The following is a 13,522-nucleotide window of genomic DNA, read 5'->3' as shown; positions in this document are numbered from 1 at the left end:
GTGGGCCGCAGGTGCTGCTGCGTATTGCCGCGGCCACGTGCCCCGGATTGTGTTCCGGGTGCGTTGCTGGCGCCGTCTGGCGGCGCCCGGTGTCAGTGGATCAGCATGCCGCCGTTGACGTCGAGGGTGATCCCCGTCAGATAGCTCGACAGGTCGCTCAGCAGAAACAGGCACGCGTTCGCGACGTCCGCGGCGTCGCCCAGCCGGCCGAGCGGAATGCCTTTGATGATGTCCTCGCGCATCGCGGGCGTCAGTTTGTCGCCGGTGATGTCGGTTTGAATGAGGCCCGGCGTGATCGCGTTCACGCGGATATGGTTCGCGCCGAATTCACGCGCCATCGCTTTGGCCAGACCGAGCACGCCCGCTTTCGCGGCACTGTAATGCGGCCCGCCGAAGATGCCGCCGCCGCGCTGCGCCGATACCGACGACATGCAGACGATGCTGCCGCCGTTCTGCTCCTTCATCGCCGGAAGCACCGCTTGCGACATGTGCAGCGTGCCGCGCAGATTGACGTCGACGATCGCGTCGAAGTCCTTGCCGGTGATCTCGAGCGTGCGCACCGGCTGCGTGATGCCCGCGTTGTTGACGAGACCGTCGATGCGTCCGAAGCGCTGCAGCGTATCGCGCGCGGCGGCGATGCAGGCGTCCTTGTCCGTCACGTCGCAGGCGAGACCGAGATGCGCCGCGCCGAGCCCGGCGGCCGCGCTTTGCGCATCGTCGAGGCGCAGATCGAGGATCACGACCCGCGCGCCTTGCGCGGCTAGCGCGCGGGCCGTGGCCTTGCCGATGCCTCGCGGCGACGCCGCGCCCGTCACGATGATGGTCCGGTTCTCGAGCAGCATGGTTTGTCTCCTAGGTGTTGACTGGTGCCCAGAGTGTCGGCTCGCGAGGCGCCCGCATCAACGCGGAAACGTTCAGCAATGGCTGAGAAAAATTCAGATGACGGCCGCGGCCCGCGCCTGGCGAATGCCAGCCGCGAACGTGGGCGCGGATTCAGGCCCGCAAGTCGGCGGCGGCTTCGCGCTCGATCCACGCGAGAAAGCGCTCGACGCGCGGCAACTCCGCGTTCTGCGCCGGATAGACGAGATGATGGGCGCCGACTTCGACCGCAAAGCTGACGTCGAATACGGGCACGAGCAGTCCTTCGCGCATCTTCACCGAGGCGAGCATCAGGCTTTCGAGCGCGATGCCGAGCCCGAGCGCCGCGGTTTCGAGCGACATGTACGAGCGGTCGAACGAGAAATCGAACGTCTTGTGCGCGGCAGAGACGCCGGTTCTGCCAAACCACTGTTTCCACTGCACGAGCGGCGACTCGGAATAGATCAACCGATGCGCCAGCAGGTCTTCCGGCGTCTTCACCGGATGCAGTGCGAGGTACCTCGGCGACGCGAGCGGCGCGATGAACTCGCCACGCACCGTTTTGACTTCGACATGGGTCCAGTTGCCGTAGCCGTGGCGCACGTCGATGTCGTAGAAGCCGTTCGAGAACGATACGTTTTCGTATGAGCAAGCGAGGTTCAGCTGGATGTCGCCGTTCGCTTGCTGGAACGACGACAGCCTCGGCAGCAACCACATCAGGCCGAAGCTCGGGCTCGAATGCACGCGCAGGATGTCGACATCGGTGCGGCTCGACGCGCGTTCGGTTGCGCGGCTCAGATCCGCGAGCGAGCCCGTCACGTCGGCCAGATAACGCTCGCCGGTCGGCGTCAGCACGAGCCCGCGGCCGGAGCGCTGGAACAACGCCTGCCCGATGATCGACTCGAGGTTGCTCAGCTGATGGCTCACCGCCGACGCTGTCAGGCCGAGTTCATCGGCCGCGCGATTCACGCTTTTCGTGCGGGCAACGCTTTCGAACGCAATGATTGCCTTCAGCGGTGGGATGCGCATAGTGATTTTTTTAAGTTGCGGTTGAATGCACGCAAAACAGCGCATCTCTCTCCTGCGACTAGCTGCACGAACGCGCAATAACCCGTTCGCGCGCACCACGCCGAGTCGCGCTATTCAGACGTCGTTTCGGCGGGTTGGCGCGCGCCGGATCATGCGTGTCTTAGATCCCGGTCGTCGGATCGACACGTGTCGCGGGATCGTTTTCGACTACCTCGCGCGTGGCTTCCCAGTACGGGTCACGATGATAGAACTGATGGACCGACGTACCCCATGAGCGATCGGCCATCGCGGGCCAATGGTCCTTGTCGAAGCCCGGCGAGCTTTTCACCTGCTCGGCCGTGGCGTCCAGCTGGAAGCACTTGCGGTCCGTGTCGAGCGTCAGCGCACGCCACGGGATTGCGTGCAAGGTCCCGCCGATGCCGAGAAAAGCGCCCTCCGTCAGCACCGCGTACGCGATGCGGCCGCTGCGCACATCGAGCATGATGTCGGAGATCTTGCCGAGGTCCTGGCCATCGGAGGAGATCACCTTGTTGCCGTCGAGCGTCGCGGCGGCCATCACCTCGGGGCCGGGACCGTCGCCGACGCCGCCACCGGCGATACGTGCGCCGGCGGCCGGCTGCGCGCGAGGCGCGGAGGCGTTCGGATCGAGGGGATCAAGCGGATCGAGCGGTGCGGCGGGATCGAGCGGGTCCATGACGAAACTCCTACATTTTGACGGGATACCTGCACCGCGCAAGGCGCATGCCCGACGCAAGATTCGAACGGGCGGGCACTGGCGTCGAGCAGCCGGCCCGCCACCCGCTACGAAAACGTTCCGGGATAAAGACCCTCGCTCATGTCGAGATTGCCGGTCTGAGCATAGATCAGCGGCGCGCCGTCCGTGCCGACCAGCGCGCCATCGACGACACGCCCGATGACCACGCGATGATCTCCCGCCTCGATGTCGTCGACCACCCGGCAGTCGAAATGCGCGAGCGCATCGAGCAATAGCGGCGCGCCGGTCACGCCGGCACGCCAGCGAGTCGTCGCGAGCTTGTCGACGGCGCGGCCCGACTGCGTGCCGAAGTGCTCGGCGAGCTTCTGTTGATCCGCGCGCAACACGCTGATCCCGAACACCGCGCCGCTGCGCAGAAGCGCGTACGACTGATGCTCGGGACTGATGCAGATCGCGACCAGCAGTGGTGAAAACGAAACCTGCATCACTGAGCTGGCGGTGAACGCATTGCGGCGCTCGCCACTCGCTACGCCGATCACATACACCCCCGCCGTCAAATGCCGGAAAAGCTTCGCGATTCCGTTGCTCATAGGGCCTCCTGTTTTACTGCTCTGCAAGATGCAAAACATAAACATCGAATCGATATAAACATATCGAAACAGAATGATTCTCAGCGCGGTTGTTCGTCGTTACGCTGTACTGCATATCGACAGCGAGGACCTATGACCGCATCTGCTTCAACCTCAATTTCGACACGGCGGCGCACGCTCGTGCGTGCGCTGGCCGCGACGCCGTTCGCCGCGGTATCCGCGTTTGCCAGCACGCATGATGCCCGCGCCGCCGAAGGCGTGAGCGTGGTGCTCGGCGATCAGGCCGGTGGCACGCGCGCCGTCGTCGAAGCGGCGAAGGTGCTCGATGGCACGCCATACACATGGCGCTGGGCCGACTTCCAGGGCGCGGCACCGTTGTTCGAAGCGCAACGCGCCGGTTCGGTCGATCTCGCGCCGGCGGGCGACTTGCCGGTACTCGCGGCGGCGCTCGGCGACCCGTCGCTGAAAATCGTCGCGACGCGAATGGGATCGGGCGCGCAACTCGGCATTCTGGTCGCGCCGCATTCAGCGATCAGTTCGGTCTCCGATCTGAAAGGCAAGACGGTGTTCGTATCGTCGGCGCGCGGCAGCATTTTTTCGGAGACCCATCTTGTCAACGCATGATTTCACCCTGACGGAGCGTGACGCCCGCTCGACTCGATCTCACGCTGTCGAACCGGCCGGCTTTCCCGACGCCGCCGGGCACGTCGCGCGCGAACGACGCAAGCGCGTCGTCGCGGTACTGGCCGCGCTTGGCTGGCTCGCCGGCGCCGCGCTCACGCGATGGTGGCCCGCGCTCGACGATTGGCCGTACACGCGCGAACTGCTGATGTTGAAGCTCGTGCTCGCGGCGGCGTCGCTGGCAATCGGCGTGGCCGGCTGGCGCGCGCGCAGCGCGGCAAAAGTTCGCCCAACCGTCGCGGCGGGCGCAGCGCTGAACGCACGGTTCGATCCGATGCCATGGCTACTCGCGTTGTCGCTCGGCATCACCGGATGGGAAATCGCCACCGCGCAACTCGAATGGCTGCCACGGCCGTTCTTCGCGCCGCCGCAGGCCCTGATCGCCGTCTACGCCGACGATCTGCCGCGGCTTGCCGCGAGCGTCGCCCATTCATTCGTGCTGCTTGCTTACGGCTACGCCGCCGGTGCGTTGACTGGCTTCGTGATCGGCGTCGCGATCGGCTGGTCGAAGGCGGTCGGCTACTGGGTGCATCCCATGCTGCGGCTGATTGGGCCGCTGCCCGCCACCGCGTGGCTGCCGCTCGCGTTCTTTTTCTTTCCGTCGAGCTTCAGCGCGAGCGTGTTCCTGATCGCGCTGGCGACCGCGTTTCCGGTTGCCGTGCTGACGTGGTCGGGCGTCGCGAGCGTCGACTCCGCTTACTACGACGTGGCCCGCACGCTCGGCGCGCGGCCGTCGTTCCTGATTCTGCGCGTGGCGATTCCGGCCGCGTTGCCGTCCGTGTTCGTGGGTCTCTTCATGGGCCTGGGTGCGTCGTTTGCCGTGCTGTTCGTCGCGGAGATGATGGGCGTGAAGGCGGGACTCGGCTGGTACTTGCAATGGGCGCAGGGCTGGGCCGCCTATCCGAACATGTATGCCGCGCTGCTCGTGATGGCCCTGATGTGCTCCACGCTCATCACGTTGCTGTTTCGCGTACGCGATCGTCTGCTGGCCTGGCAGAAAGGAATGCTGAAATGGTAACGGCCTCCGAAGCGCACTTCGCCGCTCACACACGGCAAGGCGCACGCCTCGACGTGCACAACGTCAGTCACCGCTTCGCGCTGCGCGGCGCCGCGTTGCCAGTGCTCGACGACGTCAGTCTGTCGATCGAGCCCGGCGAATTCGTTGCGCTGCTGGGACCGAGCGGCTGCGGCAAGTCGACGTTGCTGCGTCTCGTGGCCGGCCTCGATGTCCCGGCGCAGGGCACGATCCACGCCGACGGCGAGCGCGTCGGCGGCCCCGACCCATCGCGGGTGGTGGTCTTCCAGGACCCGACGCTGTTCCCGTGGCGGACCGTGCGCGACAACGTCGGGCTCGGTCCCGACGCGCGTCGCATGAAGCGCGACGCCGCCGCGCGCATCGATGCCGCGCTCGAACTGGTCGGCCTGTCCGAATTCGCGAACGCGTTCCCGCATCAGCTGTCCGGCGGCATGGCGCAGCGCGCGGCGCTGGCGCGCGCGCTCGTCAACGACCCGCAACTGCTGGTGCTCGACGAACCGTTCGGCAAGCTCGATTCGCTCACGCGCATGCGCATGCAGGGCGAACTCGTGCAACTGTGGCAGGCGCAGGGCTTTTCGGTGCTGCTCGTGACGCACGACGTCGAGGAAGCGCTGTATGTCGCGAATCGCGTGATCGTGTTCAGCGAGCGGCCCGCGCGCATCGTCGCGCAGGTGCGCAACGACGCGCCGTATCCGCGGCATCGCGACGACCCCGCGCTCGTCGCGCTGCGCCGACAGGTGCTGGCGCAGCTTGGCCTCGACACCTGAGACGGGTTCCGGCATCTCTAATCCGCTCACTCATCACCACACCTCCGGGGAAGCAAAGCAATGAATCATTTCGACGACGACCGCGTGCCGACGAACCTCGCGCGCCGCGCATGGCTCGGCCGCGCGGCACGGGCCGCGGGCGCGGCCGCGTTAGGCGGCGCCGCATTCGGGTTGCCGGGCGTACGCGCATCGGCCGATGAAGCGTTGAAGCCGCTCAAATTGTCGTGGAACGCGGGCGCGATCTGCACGGCGCCGGTGCCGGTCGCCGCGCAGCAAGGCTTTTTCCGCAAGCATGGGCTGCAAGTGGAGCTCGTCAACTTCGCCGGTTCGACCGACCAGTTGCTCGAAGCCATCGCGACCGGCAAGTCCGATGCCGGTGTCGGCATGGCGCTGCGCTGGATCAAGCCGCTCGAACAGGGCTTCGACGTGAAGCTGACGGCGGGCATCCACGGCGGCTGCATGCGGCTGCTCGCGACGCGCGCATCGGGCATCGTCGATCTGCAAGGGCTCAAGGGGCGCACGGTCGGCGTCAGCGACATGGCGAGCCCGGCGAAGAATTTCTTCGCGATCACGCTGAAGAAGCTCGGCATCGATCCCGATAACGACGTGCGCTGGCGCCAGTATCCGGCGCCGCTGCTCGGCGAGGCGCTCAAGAAGGGTGAGGTGCAGGCGATCGCCGACGGCGATCCGACCATCTGGACACTGCGCGAGACCGACCATCTGCACGAGGTGTCGAACAACCTGTGCGGCGAGTACGCGAACCGCGTGTGCTGCGTGCTGGGCGTGCGCGGCTCGCTGGTCCGCAAGGACCGCGCGAGCGCGCAGGCACTCACGCAGGCGCTGCTCGAAGCAACCGAATGGACCGCGAATCATCCGGCCGAGGCGGCGGCGATTTTCGCGCCGAATGCACCGGGCGCGAACGTCGCGCAACTGACCGAAATGCTGAAAAGCCACACCGATCGTCACCATCCGGTCGGCGATGCGTTCAAGCAGGAAATCGCGCTTTACGCGGACGATCTGAAATCGGTCGGCGTGCTCAATGCGGGCACGAGTTCGCAGCGCTTCGCGACACGAGTGTTTTCCGACGTGCTGGCTTGAGAGGGGGCCGCGCGCTTAACGCGCGGGCCGAATCTATGGAGTAGTAACCCCGGCAACCCCTGCAAACGCGGCGCGCCCGAGCTTGCCGAGCACCGTATCGTTCTGTGGCGTATGAATGCGCGCGCACAGCACGTCGCGGTAGTGGCGCTCCAACGGGTTGTTGCGGCTCAGTCCCGGATTGCTGCTCGCTTCGAGCGCCAGCTGCACGGCTTCGATCGCGTTCTGGCTGACCAGATACTTGATCGCCGGCGCCTGCGCCGCATCGACGAGACCGCCCGCGCCCGCGTCGAGCAGCGTGCGGTTGTTGAACAGTAACGCGTCGATGCGGCCCGCCGTCTGCTGAAACCGATCGAGGCTCGACAGCGGCGCGTCGAGTCCGGAAGGCGCGCGCTGCGCGGCCCATTGCACGAACCAGTCGCGTGCGGCGCGCGCAACGCCGTCGTAGATCGACGGCACCAGCACGTTCATCCAGATGCCGGTCAGCGGGTCCATGCCGGTGGCGTGCTGCGGCGGCTGCAGGTCGACCGCGTGGTCGAGCGGCACGCGCACGTTGTCGAAGATCACCTCGTGGCTACCGGTCGCGCGCATGCCGAGATGATTCCACCGCTCGCCGAAGCGGATGCCGGGCACGTCGCGATGCACGAGCCATGTGCCGACGCGCGGCGAGGCCTCGTCCGTGCGGCCCCAGACAGCGAACCATGTGAGGCCCGGGCTGCCGGTCGAATAAAGCTTGCGGCCGTTCAGCAGCCAGTGACCGTCTTCGCGCCGTCCGATCGTCGCAGGCAGGCCGCCGCGCGACGGCGAGCCGAGCTCGGGCTCGACGCGCAGCGAGTTGATCAGCGCGCCGCGCTCGGCGGCATCGCGCGCGATGCGTTCCTTCAGCGCGGCAGGCCAGTTCGGATTGGCCTGTAGACGCAGGTGATACAGGCATTGCATGACGAGAATCAGCGCCGTCGACGGCTCCGCGCGTGCGACGGCGCGGACCACGCGCAGCGTTTGCGCAAGCGTGGCTTGCCGTCCGCCGAGCGCGCGCGGCACGGTTAGCGACAGCAGGCCGGCGCGACGCAGGCGCGCGAGGTTGTCGTGCGGGAACAGCGGGCCGGCGTCGAGCGCGGCCGCGCCGGCCGCGAACTCGCGGGTCAGCGCGTCGAGCCACGCGGCGGCTTGCGCACTGTCGAGATCGGCGAGCGCATCGAGCGCAGCGGCGTCGCGCTCGGCTTCGGCAAGCGCGCTATCAGGGGGACGGCTGGTCATCGTGGAGAGATCGGTTGTGATTGCGACTGCGGCTTGCCGGGGCGTTTGCGATGTCATGGCGCGTCGAGCGGAAATTGCCGGTCGAAGCTTGGCGTGACGTCGAGGCGAGTCTTGATCACGTCCGCGCGGTGATAAAGATCGGCGGTCTTTTGCTGCTCGGCGATCAGGCCGTCGTCGATCGCGACGGGTCGCAATTGTGCGCGCTGGTAGACCGTTTTCAGCACGTCGGGCGGCAAGCCCGTCACCTTCGATTGCATGGCGGCGACTTCGTCCGGATGTGTGAGCGCCCAGCGCTGGCCGGCGGCGACGCGCTTCAGGAAGTCGGCGATTTGCGCGTGCTTGTCCTTGATCGACGTCTCCGTCGCCGCCTGAAAGCTGAGTCCGGACGAAAGATCGATGCCGTTGGCGATGCTGCGGTCATGATCCTTTTGCTCGGCGAGCGCGACGTACGGGTCCCACGTGGACCACGCATCGACGTTGCCCGACGCGAGGGCCGCTTTCGCATCGGCCGGCTGCATGAAACGCAGGGATACGTCGGACAGCTTGATGCCGGCGCGCTCCAGCGTCGCGATCGCCAGGTAGTGGCCGATCGAGCCGCGGGTCGTCGCGATGCGCTTGCCCTTGAGATCGGTAGCCGTTTTGATCGGCGAGCCGTCCGGCACGATGATCGCGAGATCGCACGGAATCGAGCGAGTCGCCGCCACCGCGCGCACCCGCGCGCCCGCGGCGTAGGCGAAGATTAGCGGCGCATCGCCGAGACCGCCGACGTCGATCGCGCCCGCATTGAGCGCTTCGCCAAGCGGCTGGGCCGCGGGGAAGTTGAACCACTCGATCGGGTACGGAAGATTGTTCAGTTGTCCAGACGCTTCGAGAATGCCGCGAGTCTGCAACTGCTGGTCGCCCACTTTGAGCGTGGAACCGGCGATAGCCGACAAGGATGCGAACGCGCCGAGCGCGCCGAGCAGAAGACCGAAAAACTTCATTGGAAACCGATTCGCAGGATAGGACATGGGAAGCGTTGCTCGGGAAAAATGGAAAAACACACGGTACGCCGTCAAGAAGAACGACGACGCCTGCGTTGCATACGTCGATCAGATCACGAAGAAGCCATGCGTGCCGTCGCGCTCGAGTTGCGCGACGAGACCGTACTCCCATTCCAGATAGGCGTTCATCGCTTCGCGCGCGTTGTCGGTGCCTTCGTACGGACGCCGGTAACGATCGATGCGTGGCGACGCGAGATGAGCGTCGCCGGCTTCTGTCGGCTGCCCCGCGCGAATCCACGCTGACGTGCCGCCTTCGAGCACCTGTACGGGCTTGCCAGTCAGCGCGGCTATCTCCGGCGCGGCGAAAGCCGCGAGCGCGCTGGTCGCGCACGTGACGACGTAGCGTTTCGCATCGGGTAGCGTGCGCAGATCGTCGACCGTGTCGGAGAGCCGCGAGCGCACGAGCCACCAGGCGCCCGGAATGTGGGCTTTCACATGATTCGCGCTGGCCGTCACGTCGATCACCACCGTGCCGCTCGATGGGTCTGCGAGGAGCGCCGCCAGTGCTTCAGCGCAGACGGTTGGCGTGGGCGCCGCCTCGTGCTTCGCGCCGCGCCACGCGCCGCTCGCGCTCAGCTCTTGCGGTGCAGCCCCGTCGACGACATACACGTCGACGTTCATCTGCGCGAGCCATGAGGCCGTCATGTTCGCGCGCACGCCGTCGTCGTCGAACAGCACGACACGCGCGCCGCGAACCGGCGCGAACACGTCGGTTTCCTGCACCAGCTGACCGCCCGGTGTGCCTTGAAAGCCGGGCGCATGCGCGCGTTCATATTCGGCGGGCGTGCGCACGTCGAAGCGATAGACGGTGCGCGACGCTTCGGCGGCCCAGCGCGCGGCTTCGGCCAGTGTCGTGCGGCTCACGCCCGCGCGCTGCGCCAGCGCGCGCGCCGCGCCACGCGACGCGGCGAGGTTCTGCGCATCGAGTCCGGCTTGCGGATCGAATTGCCGGTCGCTGCCATGATCGAGCGACCGACCCGCGAGCGTCCAGCCGATCGTGCCGTTGCGTAGCGCCGCGACCGGATTCGGCAGCCCCGCATTGACGAGCGACTGCGCGCCGATGATGCTGCGCGTGCGCCCCGCGCAATTGACGATCACCCGCGTCTGCGGGTCCGGCGCGAGCGCACGCGCGCGCAGCACGAGTTCGGCGCCGGGCACGCTGACGCTGCCGGGGATGTTCATCGTCTGGTATTCGTCGAAACGCCGTGCGTCGAGCACGACGACGTCGTCGCCATTCGCAAGCAACGCGTCGACGGCCTCGGCCGACAACGACGGTGTGTGCCGCCGCGCTTCGACGAATTCGCCAAACGCCTTGCTCGGCACGTTGACGTCTCGAAACACCTCGCCGCCGGCGCGAATCCAGCCGTCGAGGCCGCCCGCGAGCAATGCCACCTGGGTGTAGCCGAGCGCGGTCAGCTTGTCGGCTGCGCGTGCGGCGAGTCCTTCCCCGGCGTCGAACAGCACGATCGGCACATCGCGGCGCGGCAGACGCGTATAGGCGTCGAGTTCGAGTTTCGACAGCGGAAAATTGGCCGCGAACAGCGGATGAGCCTGCGCATGCGGGTCTTCTTCGCGCACGTCCAGCAGCGCGATTTCGCGGCGCGCGAGCAGCGCTTCGCGCACGTCTTCGTAAGTGCGAACCGGATAGGTCGTCATCGGTAATGCTGTTCCTTGCTGAGGCCCCACAGGTTGGGGAGCGTGTCGTTCGAGTAACCGGAGATGAAGGGCCTCGCCAGGCCGTCGGGCGTGTAGGTCGAGCGGCGCACCGCGCCGATGTTGGCGCCATACACGTGGATGCTGATCGACGTGCGGTCGTCATGCGCGTTGCGCACGCGATGAATGTCGCCGATGCCCGGTGACACCGCTTCGACGTCGCCCGCTTCGAGGCGCACTTCCGCGCCCGTCCGACGCAGCGTGCCGTCGTCGTTGCGCGCATACGGCGCGGCGAGTTCCGCGCCGCGCAGCACGCCGATCAAGCCCCACACCGTGTGATCGTGAATCGGCGTGTGCTGGCCCGGTCCCCACACGAAGCAGACGACGCTGAAGCGCTCGCGCGCGTCGGCATACAACAGGCATTGCTGATAGCGCTCGACGGACGGCTGCACGTACACGTCCGGTAGCCAGTCATCGACGCGGATCAGTTCGCGCAGCGCGTGTGCGCCTTGTTCGAGCAATCGGGCTTCGTTGACGCCAGAATCGACGAGCGTCGCGATGTCGCCGACAAAACGCCGCAGTTTATGAAGGCTCATCAGTCGAGCAGCGCCGGTTCAGCTTCGAGGAGCCCCTCATACAGGCTGTCGAATGCGTGTCGCGCACCGTTCGCGCGGCCGATCTGCTGATGCGTGAGCGCCGCCGTGTCGTGCGGGATCGGCTGCGGCGTGCCGGCCGCCTGCGCGAGCAGCTGCGCATGGCATGCGTTGTCGAACGCGATGTACCACCACGCGGCCGCTTCCACGCACGGACCGGCCGTCAGGATGCCGTGGTTCTTCAGAATCACGGCCTTGTACGAGCCGAGCGCGTCCGCAATGCGCGCGCCTTCGGTGGTATCGAGCACGACACCGCGAAAGTCGTCGAACAGCGCATGGTCTTCGTAGAACGCGCAGGCGTCCTGCGTCAATGGATCGAGCTTGCGCCCCAGCGTCGACCATGCCTTGCCGTACAGTGAATGCGTGTGCGCGGCAGCCACCACGTCGGGCCGCGCCTCGTGAATGGCCGCATGAATCGCGAACGCGGCCTGATTCACGGGGCCGTCGCCTATCACGATCTCGCCATGACGGTTGACCAGCAACAGATCCGACACGCGGATGCGGCCGAAATGACGGCCGAGTGGATTGACCCAGAAATGATCGCGCCATTCGGGATCGCGTGCGGTGATATGGCCCGCCAGACCCTGCGCGAAGCCGTAATGCGCGAACAGACGGAACGCGCCGGCGAGGCGCTGTTGCCGGTGCAAACGCTCTTGCGCGAGCGAGCGGGGCGGCTCGGCGTCGTCGTCGAACCAGAATTTGCGCAGCGGCGTGGGGCGCGACCCAGGCGAGTGCGTATCGGCGAGTACGGTGCTCATGATGTCGTCGCGCTCCTGTTACGCGGCGCGGCGTGCCCGCGACGTCAGTTCGCGCGTTGCGGGGATCAGTTCGCGGCCGTAGTCGATCGCGTCTTCGAGCGGATCGAAGCCGCGGATCAGGAACGTCGTGACGCCGAGCGCGTGATAGTCGGCGAGCGTTTGCGCAACCTGTGCCGGTGTGCCGACGAGCGCGGTCGAATTCGAACGGCCGCCGATTTCCTTGGCGATCGCGGTCCACAAACGCTCGTCCGCACGCACGCCGTCGCCCGCGGCCGCTAGCAGACGCCGCGCGCCTTCGCTTTGTTGCGGGCCGCCACGCGCGAAGCCCTGCTCGACGCGCAGCCGGCGCGTCTCGTCGAGAATCCGTTCGGCGCGTTCCCACGCGGCTTTTTCCGTCGATGCGAGGATCGGCCGGAACGACACGGAGAAGCGCACGCTGCGGCCATGTTTCGCCGCTTCGGTTCGAACGCGCGTGATCTGCTCGTGGACCTGCTGTTTCGATTCGCCCCACAGCGCGTAGACGTCCGCGTGTTTGCCGGCGACTGCAAGCGCCGGTTCGGACGCGCCACCGAAATAGATCGGCACATGTGGCGTCTGTTTCGGCTTGACGTCGGAGAAGGCTTTTTCGAAGCGGTAAAAGCGGCCCTCGTGATCGAACGGACGCGCTTCGGTCCAGACGCGCCGCAGGATCTGCAGGTATTCGTCGGTGCGCGCGTAGCGCTCGTCATGGCTCAGAAAGTCGCCGTCGCGCCGCTGGTCTTCGTCGCTGCCGCCCGAGATGAAGTGCACCGCGAGACGGCCGCCGGAAAAATGGTCGAGCGTCGCGATCTGCCGCGCCGCCAAAGTCGGCGCGACGAAGCCCGGCCGATGCGCGAGCATGAAATGCACGCGCGATGTCACGCTCGCGGCGTAGGCGATCGTGATGGTCGCGTCGGGGCTCGTCGAACTGTGGGGCACGAGGATGCGGTCGAAGCCCGCGTTTTCGTGCGCTTGCGCAAAGGCGCGCACGTAGTCGGTATCGATCGCGGGGCCTCGCGGAGCATGCGTCTCCGAGATCTTGCGTTGCTGGATCATGCCGATGAATTCGACGCTCACGGTAGCTCCTTTCCGGATATTCGTTTCGATGGAGAAATGGAAGCGGGAGCAGGCGTGACGCGGTGCACGCCTGCGCGACGAATTCAGGCTAACACCGGGCTATGCAACGACGAAATATTATATTGAGCTAACGATATGAACGTACGGGCCATAGACGAAGACAGGCATCGCGCCGCAGCTGTCAACGAAATGTCATTCGAACCGCCTAAGTTTAGACGTCCGAGCGATGGGAAGGATCGACGCGGCGATGAACACCCGGGCCGCGCGATGCGCACAAGACGGATCGCGGGCT

13 protein-coding genes and 1 pseudogene are annotated in these 13,522 nt (G+C 66.4%); 4 read left to right on the top strand and 10 right to left on the bottom strand.

Annotated features, from left to right (window positions below):
* Positions 1–92: 92 nt before the first annotated feature.
* From BJG93_RS32210 to BJG93_RS32195, 4 genes are all read right to left on the bottom strand, one after another.
* Complete coding sequence (locus tag BJG93_RS32210; RefSeq protein WP_027194515.1) at positions 93–842, bottom strand: SDR family NAD(P)-dependent oxidoreductase; 750 nt, start codon at positions 840–842, stop codon at positions 93–95.
* A 151-nt stretch (positions 843–993) separates the two neighbouring features.
* Positions 994–1,887, bottom strand: coding sequence for a LysR substrate-binding domain-containing protein (locus BJG93_RS32205; RefSeq protein WP_027194514.1), 894 nt, complete (start codon positions 1,885–1,887; stop codon positions 994–996).
* Between the two features lie 160 nt (positions 1,888–2,047).
* The gene (locus BJG93_RS32200; protein ID WP_027194513.1) at positions 2,048–2,581 is read right to left on the bottom strand and encodes a PRC-barrel domain-containing protein; all 534 of its coding nucleotides are present in this window, start codon (positions 2,579–2,581) and stop codon (positions 2,048–2,050) included.
* 107 nt (positions 2,582–2,688) lie between these two features.
* Positions 2,689–3,192, bottom strand: coding sequence for a flavin reductase family protein (locus BJG93_RS32195; RefSeq protein ID WP_027194512.1), 504 nt, complete (start codon positions 3,190–3,192; stop codon positions 2,689–2,691).
* A 132-nt stretch (positions 3,193–3,324) separates the two neighbouring features.
* On the opposite strand from BJG93_RS32195, the pseudogene BJG93_RS32190 reads away from it, so the two are divergent.
* The 4 genes and pseudogenes from BJG93_RS32190 to BJG93_RS32175 form a co-directional block, all read left to right on the top strand.
* A pseudogene (locus BJG93_RS32190) lies at positions 3,325–3,786 on the top strand (ABC transporter substrate-binding protein); the annotation flags it as partial.
* A 16-nt stretch (positions 3,787–3,802) separates the two neighbouring features.
* Complete coding sequence (locus BJG93_RS32185) at positions 3,803–4,891, top strand: ABC transporter permease (protein WP_027194511.1); 1,089 nt, start codon at positions 3,803–3,805, stop codon at positions 4,889–4,891.
* A complete protein-coding gene (locus tag BJG93_RS32180; protein WP_027194510.1) occupies positions 4,885–5,676 on the top strand; it encodes an ABC transporter ATP-binding protein in 792 nt (263 codons plus the stop codon). Before BJG93_RS32185 ends, BJG93_RS32180 begins: the two co-directional genes overlap by 7 nt.
* Before the next feature lie 60 nt (positions 5,677–5,736).
* On the top strand, positions 5,737–6,774 hold the full coding sequence (locus BJG93_RS32175; protein WP_027194509.1) for an ABC transporter substrate-binding protein: 1,038 nt from the start codon (positions 5,737–5,739) through the stop codon (positions 6,772–6,774).
* Between the two features lie 33 nt (positions 6,775–6,807).
* On the opposite strand, the gene BJG93_RS32170 is transcribed toward BJG93_RS32175, so the two are convergent.
* The 6 genes from BJG93_RS32170 to BJG93_RS32145 all read right to left on the bottom strand — a co-directional run bounded on the left by BJG93_RS32170 (position 6,808) and on the right by BJG93_RS32145 (position 13,230).
* Positions 6,808–8,028: an acyl-CoA dehydrogenase family protein gene (locus tag BJG93_RS32170; RefSeq protein WP_027194508.1), complete on the bottom strand. Its 1,221-nt coding sequence runs from the start codon at positions 8,026–8,028 to the stop codon at positions 6,808–6,810.
* Positions 8,029–8,081: 53 nt separating this feature from the next.
* On the bottom strand, positions 8,082–9,038 hold the full coding sequence (locus BJG93_RS32165; RefSeq protein ID WP_027194507.1) for an ABC transporter substrate-binding protein: 957 nt from the start codon (positions 9,036–9,038) through the stop codon (positions 8,082–8,084).
* A gap of 81 nt (positions 9,039–9,119) precedes the next feature.
* Positions 9,120–10,727, bottom strand: coding sequence for a rhodanese-related sulfurtransferase (locus BJG93_RS32160; RefSeq protein ID WP_027194506.1), 1,608 nt, complete (start codon positions 10,725–10,727; stop codon positions 9,120–9,122).
* Entirely contained in the window at positions 10,724–11,320 is a 597-nt protein-coding gene (locus BJG93_RS32155) for a cysteine dioxygenase family protein (protein ID WP_027194505.1), read from the bottom strand. Before BJG93_RS32155 ends, BJG93_RS32160 begins: the two co-directional genes overlap by 4 nt.
* Positions 11,320–12,135, bottom strand: a complete 816-nt coding sequence (locus BJG93_RS32150) for a class II aldolase/adducin family protein (RefSeq protein WP_027194504.1) — start codon at positions 12,133–12,135, stop codon at positions 11,320–11,322. Before BJG93_RS32150 ends, BJG93_RS32155 begins: the two co-directional genes overlap by 1 nt.
* 18 nt (positions 12,136–12,153) lie before the next feature.
* Positions 12,154–13,230, bottom strand: a complete 1,077-nt coding sequence (locus tag BJG93_RS32145) for an LLM class flavin-dependent oxidoreductase (protein ID WP_027194503.1) — start codon at positions 13,228–13,230, stop codon at positions 12,154–12,156.
* Positions 13,231–13,522 lie beyond the last annotated feature (292 nt).

Origin of the sequence: Paraburkholderia sprentiae WSM5005, assembly GCF_001865575.2 — a bacterium.
In the GTDB taxonomy this organism is placed as follows: Bacteria; Pseudomonadota; Gammaproteobacteria; order Burkholderiales; family Burkholderiaceae; genus Paraburkholderia; species Paraburkholderia sprentiae.
Note: the sequence above shows the minus strand (reverse complement) of the source record. Positions and strands in the feature narration are given on the sequence as shown.